This window comes from Enterobacter sp. R4-368, from assembly GCF_000410515.1.
Classification (GTDB): Bacteria; Pseudomonadota; Gammaproteobacteria; order Enterobacterales; family Enterobacteriaceae; genus Kosakonia.
The window spans coordinates 243,046-259,268 of the sequence record NC_021500.1; the positions used below are offsets into that span (position 1 = coordinate 243,046).

A 16,223-nucleotide genomic window follows, 5' to 3' on the forward strand; every position below is an offset into this window, starting at 1 on the left:
TCCACAGAAAATATGAACCTTTTAACAATGCGTCAGGAAAACATGGGGATAAACAGGAAAGCGCACCGCCTGAATCAACAGGCGGTGCGGGAGGTTAACGCGGTAAAGTAGCGCCTTTCAGGCTTTGCACAAAGGCTTTCAGTTCAGCCAGCATAGCCGTTGGGTTGGCGAGATTTTTCTCGATGATTTTCACGATCGCTGAACCGGAAATCGCCCCGGCGGCACCTGCTTCTACGGCAGCGCTAACTTGATCCGGTGCGGAAATACCGAAGCCCTGCAGCGCGGGCGCAGCGTGATACTCGGTAAGTTTTTCCACCAGATGGTGCAGTGGCAGCGCCGCACGGTTTTCCGCGCCCGTGACCCCAGCGCGCGAAAGCAGGTAGGTGTACCCCCGGCCATAAGAGGCAATCTGGCGCAGCAGATCGTCGTCCGCGTTTGGCGGGCAGATAAAAATGGGCGCGATATTATGGCGCAAAGCCGCCTGGCGGAACGGTGCGGACTCTTCAATCGGCACATCCGCCACCAGCACAGAATCGACGCCGACTTTTGCGCACTGGGCATAGAATTCGTCAATTCCCCGACTGAAAACCAGGTTGGCGTACATCAGCAAGCCAATAGGGATAGTCGGATGCTTCTGGCGAATGGTTGCCAGCATTTCGAAACATTGTGACGGTGTCACGCCTGCGGCAAAGGCGCGCAGCGTGGCGTTCTGGATGGTCGGGCCATCCGCAAGCGGGTCGGAAAAGGGGATCCCCAGCTCAAGCGCATCCGCACCCGCTTCAATCAGCGTATCAATGATTTTTAACGACTGTTCCGGGGACGGATCGCCCAGCGTGACGAAGGGAACGAATGCACCTTCTTTGCGCGCGCTCAGCTGTTTAAATAAATTGTCATAGCGTTCCATCAGATTTCCCCTCGCGCTTTCAGGATGTCATGTACGGTAAAAATATCTTTGTCGCCGCGTCCGGAAAGGTTAACCACCAGCAACTGTTCTTTGTCCGGGTTCTCGCGCATCATTTTTAGCGCATGGGCGAGGGCGTGCGAGGATTCCAGCGCCGGAATGATCCCTTCATGGCGGCACAGGGTTTTGAAGGCTTCCAGCGCCTCGTCATCGGTAATCGAAACATAGTCGGCACGCCCCGTACTGTTGAGGTACGCATGCTGTGGTCCGACTGACGGGAAATCGAGACCCGCAGAAATAGAGTAAGACTCTTCAATCTGGCCTTCTTCTGTCTGCATCATCGGCGATTTCATACCAAAATAGATGCCAACGCGGCCATGTTTCAGCGGTGCGCCGTGCTCGCCGGTTTCAATACCGTGACCCGCCGGTTCGACACCAATCAGGCCGACAGAGGTTTCGTCGATAAAATCGGCAAACATACCGATCGCGTTCGAACCACCGCCCACACAGGCGATAACTGCATCCGGCAGACGCCCCTCTTTTTCGAGGATCTGCGCTTTGGTCTCTTCACCAATCATGCGCTGGAACTCGCGCACAATGGTCGGGAAAGGGTGCGGACCTGCCGCAGTTCCCAGCATATAGTGCGCGGTTTCATAGCTACCAGACCAGTCGCGCAGCGCCTCGTTACAGGCATCTTTCAGCGTGGCAGAACCGCTGTGTACCGGGATGACTTCCGCGCCCATTAAGCGCATGCGGAACACATTTGGCGACTGGCGTTCAACGTCTTTTGCGCCCATATAAATGCGACATTTCAGGCCCAGCAGGGCGCTCGCCAGCGCCGAGGCCACGCCATGCTGACCCGCTCCCGTTTCGGCGATAATTTCGGTTTTGCCCATGCGTTTTGCCAGCAACGCCTGACCCAGCACCTGGTTGGTTTTGTGCGCGCCACCATGCAGCAAATCTTCACGCTTGAGGTAAAGCGTGGTGCGCGTACCGGCAGTAATGTTCTGGCATTTGGTCAGCGCGGTCGGACGTCCGGCGTAGTTTTTCAGCAGATCGTTAAACTGTTGCTGAAATTCGGCATCGCTCTGTGCGCTGACAAAGGCTTCTTCAAGCTGGCGCAGTGCTGGCATCAGGATTTGCGGAACGAACATTCCGCCAAACTCGCCAAAATAGGGATTCAGTAGTGTCGTCATTATCTTCTTTCCTTAATAAGCGCGCAGTGTGCGGAAAACCGAGGCCAGTTTGCTGGCATCTTTGATACCCGGTTCCGACTCCACGCCTGAATTAAAATCGAGTCCGGCACAGCCGGTTTTAGCCGCCTGCACGCAATTATCTGCGCTCAGGCCACCAGCAAGAATCACGTTATCCAGCGGTTCGCCTGCCAGCAGCGACCAGTCGAAACGTTTACCGCTGCCACCCTGGCCGTTATCAAACACATATTTATCGACCTGCCGGAAGCGCCGCGCGGGCAGGCTGTCGCCAACGCTGAGTGCTTTCCAGATTTGCGTCTTTGTCGGCAGACGCTCGCGCAGCGTATCGATATAGGCCTGGTCTTCATCACCGTGCAGTTGGACGGCTACCAGATTGAGCGCGTTAACTTTAGCCACCACGTCTTCGGGCGCGGCATTACGGAACACACCAACATATTGCAGCGGCGCGGCCTGCATCACCGTTTGTGCCTGCACTTCCGTTACGGCGCGCGGGGAGCTGGCCACGAAGATCAAACCACCGTAGATGGCACCGGCCTGATGAGCCGCCTGCGCGTCCTGCGGGCGGGTCAGCCCGCACACTTTGTTTTCACCCAGCAAAACGCGTTTTACCGCCGCATCGAGATCGTCATGGGACATCAGCGCGGAGCCAATCAGGAAACCATTGGCAAAATGGCTGAGCTCACGCACCTGAGCATAAGTATTGATGCCAGATTCGCTGATGACCGTCACACCTGTGCCAAGGCGCGGAGCAAGCTCACGGGTGCGGTTCAAATCGATGGACAGGTCGCGCAGGTCGCGGTTGTTGATGCCGACGACTTTCGCTTCCAGCGCGATAGCGCGCTGCAGCTCTTCTTCATTACTCACTTCCGTCAGCACGCCCATATTCAGACTGTGCGCGACGGCGGCAAGCTGGCGGTACTGCTCATCGTCGAGTACCGAAAGCATCAGCAGGCACGCATCTGCCTGGTAGTAACGCGCCAGGTAAATCTGATAAGCGTCGATAATAAAGTCTTTGCACAGGATCGGCTGCGGCGCGATGCCGCTGACAATCGGCAGAAAATCAAAACTGCCCTGGAAGTATTTCTCATCCGTCAGCACGGAAATTGCCGACGCATGATGTTTGTAAATAGACGCAATGCGCGCCGGGTCAAAATCATTGCGGATCACGCCTTTGGAGGGCGAGGCTTTTTTGCACTCCAGGATAAACGCTGTCCGCGTACCTTGCAGGGCATCGTAGAAGCGACGTGTGCTTGGCACGACATCGTTCTGAAAACTGGCCAGCGGTTGTTGCTCCTTGCGCGCCGCTACCCATACGGCTTTATCGGCGACGATTTTCGCTAAAACGGTCTGCATTTTTTACCCTCTTGCCGCAAGTGCGGTGACTTTGTCGTAGGCTGCTCCGCTGTGCAGCACATCCAGAACCTTCTGCGCGTTGGCCTGTAAATCATCTTCGCCGTGCAGACGCATCAGCATGGCGACATTGGCGGCGACGGCGGCTTCATGCGCGGCCTCACCTTTACCCTGGAGTAAGCGTGTCAGAATGTCACGGTTTTCTTCCGGTGTCCCGCCAGCCAGCGCCTCCTGATGGTACGGTGTCAGGCCAAAGTCGGCAGCGGTGAGTTGGTAACTTTTGATTTCGCCAGCGTGCAGTTCGGCAACCAGTGTAGGCGCATGCAGTGACACTTCGTCCATGCCGCCGCTATGTACGACTGCCGCACGCTGATAACCGAGGACGCGCAGGGTTTCGGCAATCGGCAGCACCAGCTCCGGGCTATAGACGCCGATCAGCGCCAGCGGGGGGTGCGCCGGATTAATCAACGGGCCGAGCACGTTGAACAGCGTGCGGGTTTTCAACTGCTGACGGACCGGCATTGCGTGGCGAAAACCGGTGTGATACTTCGGCGCAAACAGGAAACAGACACCCAGCTCATCGAGCGCGGCACGCGATTTATCTGCGTTCATATCCAGATTAATACCAAATGCCGCCAGCAAATCCGATGAGCCGGAACGGCTCGACACGCTGCGATTGCCGTGTTTGGCAACTTTCAATCCGCACGCAGCAGCGACAAATGCACTGGCGGTGGAAATATTGATGCTGTTGCTGCCGTCGCCACCGGTGCCGACGATATCGGCAAAAGCATAGTCCGGGCGCGGGAACGGCGCGGCATTCTCCAGCAGTGCGGTGGCCGCTCCGGCAATTTCGTTGGGATGCTCACCGCGAATTTTCATACTGACCAGCGCGGCCGCCAGTTGTTCCGGCTTCAGCTCGCCGCGTACCACCGCAGAGAAAAGCTGGTGGCTCTCCTGCTGGCTGAGTGTTTGCGCCTGATACAGTTTTTCCAGAATCGGTTGCAGCGTATTTGTCTGCTCCAGTTTTTGCAGCGCCCAGGCCAGCGTTTGTTCCAGCAGACGTGCGCCTTGCGTGGTCAAAATCGACTCCGGGTGGAACTGGAAACCGCAAACGCGATCGGCGTCGTGACGCACCGCCATCACCATGCCGTTAAAATGGGCATTGATGGTTAATCCTGCCGGGATGTTGCTGCCCACCAGTGAGTGGTAACGCGCAACGGGAAGCGGGTTGCTTAACCCCGCGAACATCGCCTGGCCATCGTGTTCGATACTTGAGGCTTTGCCGTGCAGGATTTCACCCGCCTGGCCGACGTAGCCGCCATAGGCTTCAACAATCGCCTGGTGACCGAGGCAGATACCGATAATCGGTAACTTTCCACGCAACCGCGTAAGCAGCTCCGGCATGCAGCCCGCTTCAGACGGTGCGCCTGGGCCTGGCGAAAGCATCAGCACCGGGTTTTGCATTGTCTGAAGGCGATCTATCAAGGTCTGCGCCGGAACATGGTTACGGTAAATCACCACGTTGTGTCCGCTCGCACGCAGCTGATCCGCCAGGTTGTAAGTAAAGGAATCGATGTTATCAAGCAGCAGAATGTCAGCCATCAGAAAGTCTCCTGAGCGTGGTGTGCGGTAGCGATAGCGCGCAGAACCGCGCGAGCTTTATTACGGGTTTCATCGGCTTCGGATTGCGGAACGGAATCCAGCACGACACCCGCGCCTGCCTGTACCGTTGCCACACCGTCCTCCACCCACGCAGAACGAATCACGATGCAGGTATCCAGATCGCCATGGGCGGTGAAATAACCCACCGCGCCGCCGTAACTACCGCGACGTGTGCCTTCCGCTTTGGCGATTAACTGCATTGCGCGCACTTTTGGCGCACCGCTCAAGGTGCCCATGTTCATGCAGGCGCGGTAGGCGTGCAGAACATCCAGATCCTGACGCAGCTCACCCACCACGCGTGAAACCAGGTGCATCACGTAGGAGTAGCGATCGACTTTGGTTAAATCAGCGACATAGCGGCTACCCGGTGTACAGATGCGCGCCAGATCATTACGCGCCAGATCCACCAGCATTAAGTGTTCTGACAGCTCTTTGTGGTCGGTACGCATCTCCAGTTCAATACGGCTGTCGAGATCGCGATCCAGTGAACCATCCGGACGGCGTCCACGCGGACGGGTACCGGCGATAGGGTAGATCTCAATCTGGCGGTTGCTGGCGTCGTATTTCAGCGAGCTTTCCGGTGAGGCACCGAACAGCGTGAAATCGTTATCCTGCATAAAGAACATGTACGGGCTGGGGTTGCTCTTTTTTAACACTTCGTAAGCCGCCAGCGGTGAAGGGCAAGGCAGGGTGAAGCGACGAGACGGTACTACCTGAAAAATCTCGCCCGCGCGAATCGCTTTTTGCATTTCGCGAACCACTGCGCCGTACTCTTCATCACTCTGGTTGCAGTCGCAGCGCATATGTTCAACTTTCTCCACCGGCAACGCCCCGGCCGGGTGATCCAGCTGCTGGCGCAGGGTGTCGATTCGCTGGAGCAGGCGGTCTTTTTCCTCTGCTGAAGGCGTAAACAGGCTTGCCTGGATACGGGTTTGCTGTTTCTGGTGGTCGATCACCAGTAAGGTTTCGGCGAGGTAAAAGCAGTAGTCCGGGCAACGGCGATCGTGCGTAAGCTGCGGTAAATCTTCAAAACCGGCTACCAGGTCATACGCGAACAAGCCGCCGAAGAACATGGCTTCGCGTTCATCGTAAGGGACGTCGACCAGGTTTTGTAATAAGCGAAAAGCATCAAACACAGAGAGCGAACAGAGGCGGGCGTCTTCATCCAGCAGGCTGCTGACCGGCGGGAATCGCAGCTCGCGCCCATCGGGCAGCAGGGTGTTTTCAACACCGGCTGGAAGGGCGTTATCCAGCAGCGCCAGGAGTGCTGCTCCATTTTCAGTTAATGCTGTAATGGTGACAGTGTCACCAAGCGCGGTGATACGCAATGCGCTATCAACCAACAGCAGGCTTTTTAAGTCACTTTTACTATCAATATCCGCTGATTCCAGCAGCAGGGTTGCCGGGCGGGCAGCGCATAATTGATGGAACAACGCCGTCGGGTTACTGCGGTAGCTGGCGTTGCTGGTCAGAAGTTCGAGTGCTGGTTTTTGCGTTTGCATAGTCGCTCTCATTATTTATTTTGTTCAAAAAAAAGCCCGCTGGGTGAGCGGGCCTGGTATCGGTATGCTGAATGCGCACGTGATCTCACAGCCCTTGTCAGGGAGTGCGCCACCAGCGAGTAACAGAGAAATGTGCATTCATGTTTGCGATACCTTGTCGTGTGAACTTGCGTACTAGTTAACTGGTTCAGGAAAAGAAAGTCAACCTCGAATTCAGAAAATATTCTCTGGACTGTATGATAGGCGACAAACCGACGTCCAGATGAATTAGCGGAGCCGCTTTGAGCGACACGAATTACGCCATTATTTACGATCTTCACAGCCATACGACGGCCTCTGACGGTCTGCTTTCCCCGGAACAACTGGTGCATCGCGCGGTAGAAATGCGCGTTGGCACGCTGGCGATAACCGACCACGATACCACCGATGCCATTCCTGCAGCCCGTGCGGAAATTGTCCGTGCCGGACTGGATTTGCAGCTTATCAGCGGTGTGGAGATCTCCACCGTCTGGGAAAACCACGAAATACATATTGTTGGTCTGAATATTGATATTGACCACCCGGCGCTGCGTACTTTTTTGCAGGCGCAATCTGAACGCCGGGTCCAGCGGGCGAAACTGATTGCTGAGCGTTTAGAAAAAGCGCACATTCCCGGTGCCTGGGAAGGCGCGCAACGGCTGGCGCAGGGGGCGAACGTAACGCGCGGACACTTTGCCCGTTTCCTGGTGGAACAGGGCAAAGCGAGCAATATTGCCGATGTGTTTAAAAAGTATCTGGCACGGGGCAAAACGGGATACGTTCCTCCCCAGTGGTGTACAATAGAACAAGCTATTGATGTGATTCATCATTCTGGCGGAACGGCGGTAATGGCCCACCCTGGTCGCTATAACCTTTCTGCTAAATGGCTGAAAAGGCTGCTGGCGTATTTTGCACAGTGCGGCGGTGAGGCGATGGAAGTCGCCCAATGCCAGCAGGCTCCCAACGAGCGAACGCAGCTCGCCGCGTATGCCCGTCAGTTTGGTTTACTGGCGTCGCAAGGTTCTGATTTCCATCAGCCTTGCCCATGGATTGAACTGGGGCGCAAACTCTGGCTTCCGGCCGGTGTTGAGGGCGTATGGCTGAAATGGGAGCAGCCGCAACAGAACAGAGAGAGGGAAGTATGAGTCAATTTTTTTATATTCATCCGGAAAACCCCCAGCCGCGGTTGATTAACCAGGCGGTAGAAATTGTGCGTAAAGGCGGCGTCATCGTGTACCCCACCGATTCCGGTTATGCGTTGGGCTGTAAAATAGAAGACAAAGGGGCGATGGAGCGTATTTGCCGCATTCGTCACCTGCCGGATGGCCACAACTTTACGCTGATGTGCCGCGATTTATCGGAGCTGTCGACGTATGCCTTTGTCGATAACGTGGCTTTTCGTCTGATTAAAAATAATACGCCCGGCAATTACACGTTTATCCTGAAAGGGACAAAAGAGGTGCCGCGTCGTTTATTGCAGGAAAAACGCAAAACGATTGGTCTGCGCGTACCCTCGAACCCGATTGCGCTGGCGCTGCTGGAAACGCTCAACGAACCGATGCTCTCCACCTCGTTAATGCTGCCGGGCAGTGATTTTACCGAATCTGATCCGGATGAAATTAAAGATCGGCTGGAAAAAGTGGTGGATTTAATTATCCACGGTGGCTATCTCGGCCAACAACCGACGACGGTGGTCGATTTAACGGAATCGACACCCGAGGTTATTCGCGAAGGGGTTGGCGACGTTAAGCCTTTCTTATAGTGGCGCAAGCCGCTATACTACGCGGCCATTTCAGCAGCGGCTTCGCCGACCTGATGACCCTATTCGACGCCTGTGAAGGCGACACCTGAAGGAAGCTCTATGAGCGAGAAACTACAGAAAGTGCTGGCGCGAGCTGGCCACGGTTCCCGCCGTGAAATCGAATCTATTATTGAGGCTGGCCGCGTAAGCGTGGACGGCAAAATCGCCACACTGGGCGATCGCGTGGAAGTGACGCCTGCGCTGAAAATCCGTATCGATGGCCACCTCATTTCGGTGAAAGAGTCCGTGGAGCAGATCTGCCGCGTGCTGGCGTACTACAAACCGGAAGGTGAACTCTGTACGCGTAACGATCCGGAAGGACGCCCGACAGTTTTTGATCGTCTACCGAAACTGCGCGGCGCGCGCTGGATCGCGGTAGGTCGCCTCGACGTTAATACCTGCGGTCTGTTGCTGTTTACCACCGATGGTGAACTGGCGAATCGACTGATGCACCCGAGCCGTGAAGTTGAGCGTGAATACGCGGTACGTGTTTTTGGCGAAGTTGATGACGCGAAGTTGCGCGATCTGTCGCGCGGTGTGCAGCTGGAAGATGGCCCGGCGGCGTTTAAAACCATCAAGTTCAGCGGTGGCGAAGGCATTAACCAGTGGTATAACGTCACCCTGACCGAAGGGCGCAACCGTGAAGTGCGTCGTCTGTGGGAAGCGGTTGGCGTACAGGTTAGCCGCCTGATCCGCGTACGTTACGGTGATATTCCGCTGCCAAAAGGTTTGCCTCGCGGTGGCTGGACGGAACTCGATCTGGCGCAAACTAACTACCTGCGTGAGCTGGTGGGGCTGGATGCGGAAACGCAATCCAAAGTGGCCGTGGAGAAAGATCGCCGTCGCATGAAAGCGAACCAGATCCGCCGCGCGGTGAAACGTCACAGCCAACCGGCTGGCAAGTCCGGTGGTGGTCGTCGTCCTGGCAGTTCGCGTAATAAAAACGACTGATCCTAATAAAGAATATGAGAAAGGGGCGAAAGCCCCTTTTTTGTTGTCACCCTTAAACCACCTCCTGGGGAGGTGGTGATTGATCCTGTAAGGCTATAGCCTGAAGAATGCCCATGCCGGAATATCTCCGCTTACTCACCACAAGTAAAAGGAGTCAAACCGACATGGGGCTTTACAGGAGTTCATCACATGTATATTGGCGTTGCAAATATCACATAGTCTGGACGCCAAAGTACCGTTTCAGGATCCTGAAAGATAAGTTGGGCAAGGAACTTTACAGGACAATCTACATTCTCTGCGGAATAAAGGATTGTGAGGTTCTGGAGCTAAATGTTCAGCCAGATCATGTACATCTGGTCGTAATAGTTCCGCCGAAAATCTCGATATCAACTCTGATGGGGCATCTGAAAGGCCGCAGCGCAATCAGACTCTACAATCGTTTCCCACATATACGAAAAAAGCTATGGGGTAGCCACTTTTGGTCACGTGGCTACTTTGTAGATACTGTCGGTGTGAACGAGGAAATTATCAGACGATATGTGAGGCATCAGGAGAAAACGGAACAAATACATGAACAGCAAATGGAATTGCTAGAGTAGTAAGCGGAAAGTGACAATAGCCCCCTTACAGGGGGCATTCTCAAAAGCCACCTTCTAAGAAGGTGGTCTTTTACTGCTCACCAAAGAACCATGTCAGTGGATGTGGAACTGATTTGGTTCAGCCCGACCGCTTGCGTGAAATCTCACGCGCTGTCTGTAGCTGCTTGCTAAGGTCTGCGGCCCGGTCTCCAGGGGCAAAAAAGCGCTGCCTGCAATGACGGCAGCCTTACGTTGCGTCAGTAATCGATACCTTGTTGCGCTTTCACGCCCGCTTCAAAAGCGTGTTTCACCGGTCTTAATTCGCTGACGGTATCCGCCAGGTCAAGAATATCGCGGTGGCAGCCGCGTCCGGTGATAATCACTGTCTGGTTTGCCGGGCGTTTGCGTAACGCGTCAAGTACCGTTTCCAGTGGCAGGTAATCATAGGCCACCATATAGGTCAGTTCATCCAGCAGCACCATATCCAGCGCGGGATCGGCCAGCATTCGTTCGGCATGTTGCCAGACCGCCAGACAGGCTGCGGTGTCGCTTTCGCGGTTTTGCGTGTCCCAGGTAAAACCGGTTGCCATCACCTGGAATTCCACGCCCAGCGGTTCCAGCAGGTTGCGTTCGCCATTCGGCCACGTCCCTTTGATAAACTGAATGGCGCCCACTTTTTTACCATGGCCGACTGCGCGTGTTGCTGTGCCGAATGCGGCGGTGGTTTTCCCTTTACCGTTTCCGGTAAAAACAATAATGATCCCGCGTTCATCCTGTGCGGCAGCGACGCGCGCATCGACACGCTCTTTCACGCGCTGCTGGCGTTGCTGATATCGTTCTTCGCTCATTGTGAAATTCCTGGTTTGCGACCCGGCTGGGCATCAAAACTCATACCGGTTTTACGGCGGCTGTCATCGCCCATCAGCCACAGATAAAGCGGCATAATATCGGCGGGGGTTTTCAGTTTGTCTGGATCTTCGGTCGGAAAGGCGCTGGCACGCATTTTGGTGCGCGTACCGCCTGGGTTAATACAGTTGACCCGCACCCGGTTTTGATACTCTTCGGCCAGCACCTGCATCATCCCTTCGGTGGCAAATTTCGACACAGCATAAGCGCCCCAGTTAGCACGTCCCTGGCGGCCAACGCTCGAGGAGGTGAAAACCAGAGAGCCGCAGTCCGATTTAAGTAATAAAGGAAGAAGCGCCTGGGTGAGATAAAAGGTGGCGTTCACGTTGACCTGCATCACCTCGTTCCAGACTGCCGGAACCTGCTCGATCATTGGCGATACATCCCCGAGTAAACCGGCATTGTGCAATACACCATCCAGACGCGGCACGGTGGCCGCAATGGTATCAGCCAGTTGCTGGCACATTTCCGGGGTGCAGCTTGCCATATCGAGGGTAAACCACTGCGCTTGCTGGCCTTCTTGTTCAATATCGCGCGCAACCTGCTGTAATTTTGCGTCGTCTCGGCCCAGCAGAATGAGGCTCGCGCCGTAGCGGGCGTAGGTCAGCGCCGCTTCTTTGCCGATGCCGTCGCTGGCACCGGTCACCAGAATGATGCGATCGTTTAACAAATCGCGTTGTGGCTGATAATGCACACTCTCTCCTCAGGCCGGAGCCTGTTATCGCCTTCACATGTTGGCTTTATGCCTTAAACAGAGGGCTATTTCAATCAGCCTGCGGGAAGGTTGCGCAACCTTTACGAAAAAATTCAGCAACATGGCACATTGTACCAATGGCTTACGCGAGACGTGCCAGCATCGCTCATGTACACTGGTGCGATTGTCGAGTGGTGTAATCGAGGTGGTATGCATGGAATTACTGTCTGAGTATGGCCTGTTTCTGGCCAAAATCGCGACTGTCGTCGTGGCGATTGCTGTTGTGGCCGTGCTGATTGTTAATTTGACACAGCGCAAACGCCAGCGGGGAGAACTGAAAATCACCCGTTTGAGTGAGCAATATAAAGAGATGCAGGAGGAGATGTCGGTCTCCTTGCTGGATGATCACCAACAGAAACGTTGGCACAAAGCGCAGAAGAAAAAACTGAAGCTGGAAGCGAAAGCGGCAAAAGCGAAGGCGAAGGCCGGCGAACAGCAAGACAAAGGCGCGCCGCGTGCCTATGTGCTCGATTTCAAAGGCAGTATGGACGCGGGCGAAGTCAACGCATTGCGTGAAGAGATTACGGCAGTGCTGGCGGTGGCAACGCCGCAGGATCAAGTCGTTGTGCGCCTGGAAAGCCCGGGAGGCGTGGTGCATGGCTACGGTCTTGCCGCTTCCCAGTTACAACGTTTGCGCGACAAGCATATCCCGTTGACCATCGCCGTCGACAAAGTGGCTGCCAGTGGCGGCTATATGATGGCCTGCGTGGCCGATAAAATTGTTGCGGCACCGTTCGCGATCATCGGCTCTATCGGCGTGGTAGCGCAGATCCCCAACTTTAACCGCTTCCTCAAAGGCAAAGAGATCGACATTGAGCTGCACACGGCGGGTCAGTTCAAACGTACGCTGACACTGCTTGGTGAAAACACGGAAGAAGGGCGGCAGAAATTTCGCGAGAGCCTGAACGAAACTCACGATCTGTTTAAAGGTTTTGTTCACCAGATGCGGCCAGAACTGGACATTGAAAGCGTGGCGACGGGGGAGCACTGGTACGGCTCCCAGGCGCTTGATAAGGGACTGATCGACGCCATTGGCACCAGCGATGATCTGCTGCTGGGGCTTATCGAAGATCACGAAGTGATTGGTGTGCGCTATCAGCAGCGTAAAAAGCTGATGGAGCGTTTTACGGGCAGTGCGATGGAGAGCATCGATCATTTGCTGATGCGCTGGTGGCAGCGCGGGCAAAAACCGATGATGTAAAAACGCGAGGCTTCGGCCTCGCGTTTTCTTTTAGTCAATCAGATGATATTTTTCAGAAAGCTCATGCGCTAAGTATTTGAACATGTTGAATACCGCTGTACTTTTCGCCGTCGGTAAGCCTTGCTCATCAAGAAAATACTCGCCGCTGAAAACCAGTACGCCGTTACGCTGGCTGACGCCGGTCGCGACGATACCGGATAGCGTGTCGTCATGCTCACTGATCATTTTATTAGCCAGTTCAAGCAGAGACTGGCGATTGATTGGCTGAGATGTCTCTTGCATTTTTCTACTCCTCAAAAAATTTCGTCAGTTTACCGCTGGCCCGGTTCCCGGGCAAATTTTCCCTGTTTTTGCAAGGGCTTTGCCTGGGCGTTGTGCTGGCGTGATCCGCTTTTGCATGCTAATAAAGTTGCGTAACAAATTTTATCAGGTACAGTGTGACGCTTTCGTCAATCTGGCAACAGATTTGCTTGACATTCGACCGTTATATCGTTGTGCTACTCCGCCCTTGCGCGAAAAAGCCTGTAAACTCAGTCACCTGAACGCTCCGTTTTACGCGCTTTGTTAAAAAAAGGGTTGATATCCATTGACGCCGCCGCAATATTGAATGCTCGTCGCCGGTGGGTCTGAAGCGACATGCGACGAATTTCTGGAAGAATTTAATTAGGTAAAGGTGAATATGGGTAAAGCTCTCGTTATCGTTGAGTCCCCGGCAAAAGCCAAAACGATCAATAAATATCTGGGTAATGACTATGTGGTTAAATCCAGCGTTGGTCATATCCGTGATTTGCCGACCAGTGGCTCAGCACCCAAAAAGAGCGCAGACTCAGCCTCCGCCAAAACGGCTAAGAAGCCTAAAAAGGATGAACGCGGCGCTCTTGTCAATCGCATGGGGATCGACCCATGGCACAACTGGGATGCACATTATGAAGTGCTGCCCGGTAAAGAGAAGGTGGTTTCCGAGCTGAAATCGCTGGCGGAAAAAGCCGACCACATCTATCTCGCAACCGACCTTGACCGCGAAGGGGAAGCCATTGCGTGGCACCTGCGGGAAGTGATCGGTGGCGACGAGAAACGCTACAGCCGTGTCGTGTTTAACGAAATTACCAAGAATGCGATTCGTCAGGCCTTCGAAACGCCGGGCGAACTGAATATTGACCGTGTGAATGCTCAACAGGCGCGCCGTTTTATGGACCGCGTGGTGGGCTACATGGTGTCTCCACTGCTGTGGAAGAAAATTGCCCGCGGCCTCTCCGCCGGTCGCGTACAGTCGGTCGCAGTGCGATTGGTTGTTGAGCGCGAACGCGAAATTAAAGCGTTTGTGCCGGAAGAGTTCTGGGAGATCGACGCTGCTACAGCGACGCCTGGTGGCGATACGCTGCCGCTGCAGGTGACACATGAAGGTGATAAAGCCTTCCGTCCGGTTAATCGTGAGCAAACCATGGCGGCGGTCAGCCTGCTGGAAAAAGCGCGTTATACGGTGCTGGAGCGGGAAGATAAGCCGACCAGCAGCAAACCGGGTGCACCATTTATTACCTCTACGCTGCAACAGGCCGCCAGTACGCGTCTGGGTTTTGGCGTGAAGAAAACCATGATGATGGCGCAGCGCCTGTATGAAGCCGGCTACATCACTTATATGCGTACCGACTCGACAAACCTGAGCCAGGACGCCGTGTCGATGGTGCGCAGCTACATTGCTGATAACTTTGGTAAAAAATACCTGCCGGAAAACGCTAATCAGTACGCCAGCAAAGAGAACTCTCAGGAGGCGCACGAAGCTATTCGTCCTTCCGATGTCGCGGTGTTAGCTGAATCGTTAAAAGACATGGAAGCCGACGCGCAGAAGCTTTATCAGCTGATCTGGCGCCAGTTTGTTGCCTGTCAGATGACCCCTGCTCAGTATGATTCCACCACGCTGACGGTGGGCGCAGGCGATTTCCGTCTTAAAGCCCGTGGTCGCATCCTGCGTTTCGATGGCTGGACAAAAGTGATGCCCGCGCTGCGCAAAGGTGATGAGGATCGTACGTTGCCTGCGGTGAATAAAGGCGATGTTCTTTCGCTTGTAGAGTTAACGCCGGCACAACACTTTACCAAGCCACCTGCGCGTTTTAGCGAAGCTTCGCTGGTAAAAGAGCTGGAAAAACGCGGCATCGGCCGCCCGTCTACCTATGCGTCGATCATCTCGACCATTCAGGACAGGGGGTATGTGCGTGTTGAAAGTCGCCGTTTTTATGCGGAAAAAATGGGTGAAATTGTTACCGATCGTCTGGAAGAGAATTTCCGCGAGCTGATGAACTACGATTTTACCGCACAGATGGAAGACAGCCTCGACCGCGTGGCGAACCACGAAGCGGAATGGCGCAAGGTGCTGGACAGCTTCTTTGGCGATTTCTCTCGCCAGCTGGAGCAAGCTGAACAGGATCCTGAAGCGGGCGGTATGCGTCCGAATCAGATGGTACTGACCAGCATCGACTGCCCGACATGTGGGCGTAAAATGGGCATTCGTACCGCCAGTACCGGAGTTTTCCTTGGCTGTTCCGGCTATGCGTTACCGCCGAAAGAGCGCTGCAAAACCACCATTAACCTGGTGCCGGAAAACGAAGTGCTCAATGTGCTGGAAGGCGAAGACGCGGAAACCAACGCGCTGCGCGCCAAACGTCGTTGCCAGAAATGTGGTACGGCGATGGACAGCTATCTGATCGATCCGAAGCGTAAACTGCATGTCTGTGGGAATAACCCAACCTGCGATGGCTACGAGATCGAAGAGGGTGAATTCCGCATCAAAGGGTATGACGGCCCAATCGTTGAGTGTGAAAAATGCGGTTCTGAAATGCACCTGAAAATGGGGCGTTTTGGTAAGTACATGGCTTGCACCAACGACGAGTGTAAAAACACGCGTAAGATCCTGCGTAACGGTGAAGTTGCACCGCCGAAGGAGGATCCGGTACCGTTGCCGGAGTTGCCGTGCGAAAAATCGGATGCCTATTTTGTTCTGCGTGATGGCGCAGCCGGGGTGTTCCTCGCGGCGAATACCTTCCCGAAATCTCGCGAAACACGTGCACCGCTGGTAGAAGAACTGTACCGCTTCCGTGACCGTCTGCCGGAAAAACTGCGCTATCTTGCGGACGCCCCGCAGGAAGATCCGCAGGGCAATAAAACCATTGTGCGTTTTAGCCGCAAGACCAGGCAGCAATATGTGGCTTCGGAAAAAGACGGGAAAGCGACCGGATGGTCAGCGTTTTATATCGATAATAAATGGACTGAAGCTAAAAAGTAGTTTTTTCAGCCATCTACCTTCAGGGGCCGGTTTTCCGGCCCTTTTTATTTGCGCGTTATTATTCTTTGTTCGCTGCTATACACGGAAGCTATAAATGATATAGTTGTT

14 protein-coding genes and 1 other annotated feature are annotated in these 16,223 nt (G+C 54.6%); of the genes, 6 read left to right on the top strand and 8 right to left on the bottom strand.

Annotation, left to right across the window (positions count from 1 at the left end; all coding sequences use genetic code 11):
• Positions 1-94: 94 nt before the first annotated feature.
• From trpA to H650_RS01190, 5 genes are read right to left on the bottom strand one after another with little or no spacing between them, the layout of a single operon-like run.
• Positions 95-904 carry a tryptophan synthase subunit alpha gene (trpA, locus tag H650_RS01170; protein ID WP_016495857.1) on the bottom strand — a complete coding sequence of 270 codons (810 nt, stop codon included), beginning with the start codon at positions 902-904 and terminating at the stop codon, positions 95-97.
• Positions 904-2,097 (bottom strand): tryptophan synthase subunit beta, encoded by a 1,194-nt coding sequence (gene trpB / locus H650_RS01175; RefSeq protein ID WP_016495858.1) that lies wholly within the window; start codon positions 2,095-2,097, stop codon positions 904-906. The genes trpA and trpB overlap by 1 nt, the downstream gene beginning before the upstream one ends.
• A 12-nt stretch (positions 2,098-2,109) precedes the next feature.
• Positions 2,110-3,468: a bifunctional indole-3-glycerol-phosphate synthase TrpC/phosphoribosylanthranilate isomerase TrpF gene (trpCF, locus tag H650_RS01180; protein ID WP_016495859.1), complete on the bottom strand. Its 1,359-nt coding sequence runs from the start codon at positions 3,466-3,468 to the stop codon at positions 2,110-2,112.
• Between the two features lie 3 nt (positions 3,469-3,471).
• Positions 3,472-5,067: a bifunctional anthranilate synthase glutamate amidotransferase component TrpG/anthranilate phosphoribosyltransferase TrpD gene (gene trpD, locus H650_RS01185; RefSeq protein ID WP_016495860.1), complete on the bottom strand. Its 1,596-nt coding sequence runs from the start codon at positions 5,065-5,067 to the stop codon at positions 3,472-3,474.
• Complete coding sequence (locus H650_RS01190) at positions 5,067-6,629, bottom strand: anthranilate synthase component 1 (RefSeq protein ID WP_016495861.1); 1,563 nt, start codon at positions 6,627-6,629, stop codon at positions 5,067-5,069. The genes trpD and H650_RS01190 overlap by 1 nt, the downstream gene beginning before the upstream one ends.
• A gap of 26 nt (positions 6,630-6,655) precedes the next feature.
• Positions 6,656-6,750: a sequence feature (Trp leader region), on the bottom strand.
• Between the two features lie 160 nt (positions 6,751-6,910).
• Between H650_RS01190 and rnm the strand changes: the two genes are divergently transcribed.
• The 4 genes from rnm (at position 6,911) to tnpA (ending at position 9,998) form a co-directional block, all read left to right on the top strand.
• Positions 6,911-7,792 (top strand): RNase RNM, encoded by an 882-nt coding sequence (rnm, locus tag H650_RS01195; protein WP_016495862.1) that lies wholly within the window; start codon positions 6,911-6,913, stop codon positions 7,790-7,792.
• Positions 7,789-8,409, top strand: coding sequence for an L-threonylcarbamoyladenylate synthase (locus H650_RS01200; protein WP_016495863.1), 621 nt, complete (start codon positions 7,789-7,791; stop codon positions 8,407-8,409). The genes rnm and H650_RS01200 overlap by 4 nt, the downstream gene beginning before the upstream one ends.
• Positions 8,410-8,508: 99 nt before the next feature.
• On the top strand, positions 8,509-9,399 hold the full coding sequence (rluB, locus tag H650_RS01205; RefSeq protein ID WP_016495864.1) for a 23S rRNA pseudouridine(2605) synthase RluB: 891 nt from the start codon (positions 8,509-8,511) through the stop codon (positions 9,397-9,399).
• 164 nt (positions 9,400-9,563) lie between these two features.
• Complete coding sequence (gene tnpA / locus H650_RS01210; RefSeq protein ID WP_016495865.1) at positions 9,564-9,998, top strand: IS200/IS605 family transposase; 435 nt, start codon at positions 9,564-9,566, stop codon at positions 9,996-9,998.
• Positions 9,999-10,234: 236 nt separating this feature from the next.
• Here the strand turns inward: tnpA and cobO are convergent, their stop codons facing one another.
• Both cobO and H650_RS01220 read right to left on the bottom strand, forming a co-directional pair.
• Positions 10,235-10,825, bottom strand: coding sequence for a cob(I)yrinic acid a,c-diamide adenosyltransferase (gene cobO / locus H650_RS01215; protein WP_016495866.1), 591 nt, complete (start codon positions 10,823-10,825; stop codon positions 10,235-10,237).
• The gene (locus H650_RS01220) at positions 10,822-11,577 is read right to left on the bottom strand and encodes a YciK family oxidoreductase (RefSeq protein WP_016495867.1); all 756 of its coding nucleotides are present in this window, start codon (positions 11,575-11,577) and stop codon (positions 10,822-10,824) included. Before H650_RS01220 ends, cobO begins: the two co-directional genes overlap by 4 nt.
• Before the next feature lie 214 nt (positions 11,578-11,791).
• On the opposite strand from H650_RS01220, the gene sohB reads away from it, so the two are divergent.
• Positions 11,792-12,838, top strand: a complete 1,047-nt coding sequence (gene sohB, locus H650_RS01225; RefSeq protein ID WP_016495868.1) for a protease SohB — start codon at positions 11,792-11,794, stop codon at positions 12,836-12,838.
• A gap of 30 nt (positions 12,839-12,868) precedes the next feature.
• On the opposite strand, the gene H650_RS01230 is transcribed toward sohB, so the two are convergent.
• A complete protein-coding gene (locus H650_RS01230) occupies positions 12,869-13,120 on the bottom strand; it encodes a YciN family protein (protein WP_016495869.1) in 252 nt (83 codons plus the stop codon).
• Positions 13,121-13,517: 397 nt separating this feature from the next.
• On the opposite strand from H650_RS01230, the gene topA reads away from it, so the two are divergent.
• On the top strand, positions 13,518-16,115 hold the full coding sequence (topA, locus tag H650_RS01235; RefSeq protein ID WP_016495870.1) for a type I DNA topoisomerase: 2,598 nt from the start codon (positions 13,518-13,520) through the stop codon (positions 16,113-16,115).
• Positions 16,116-16,223: the final 108 nt, after the last annotated feature.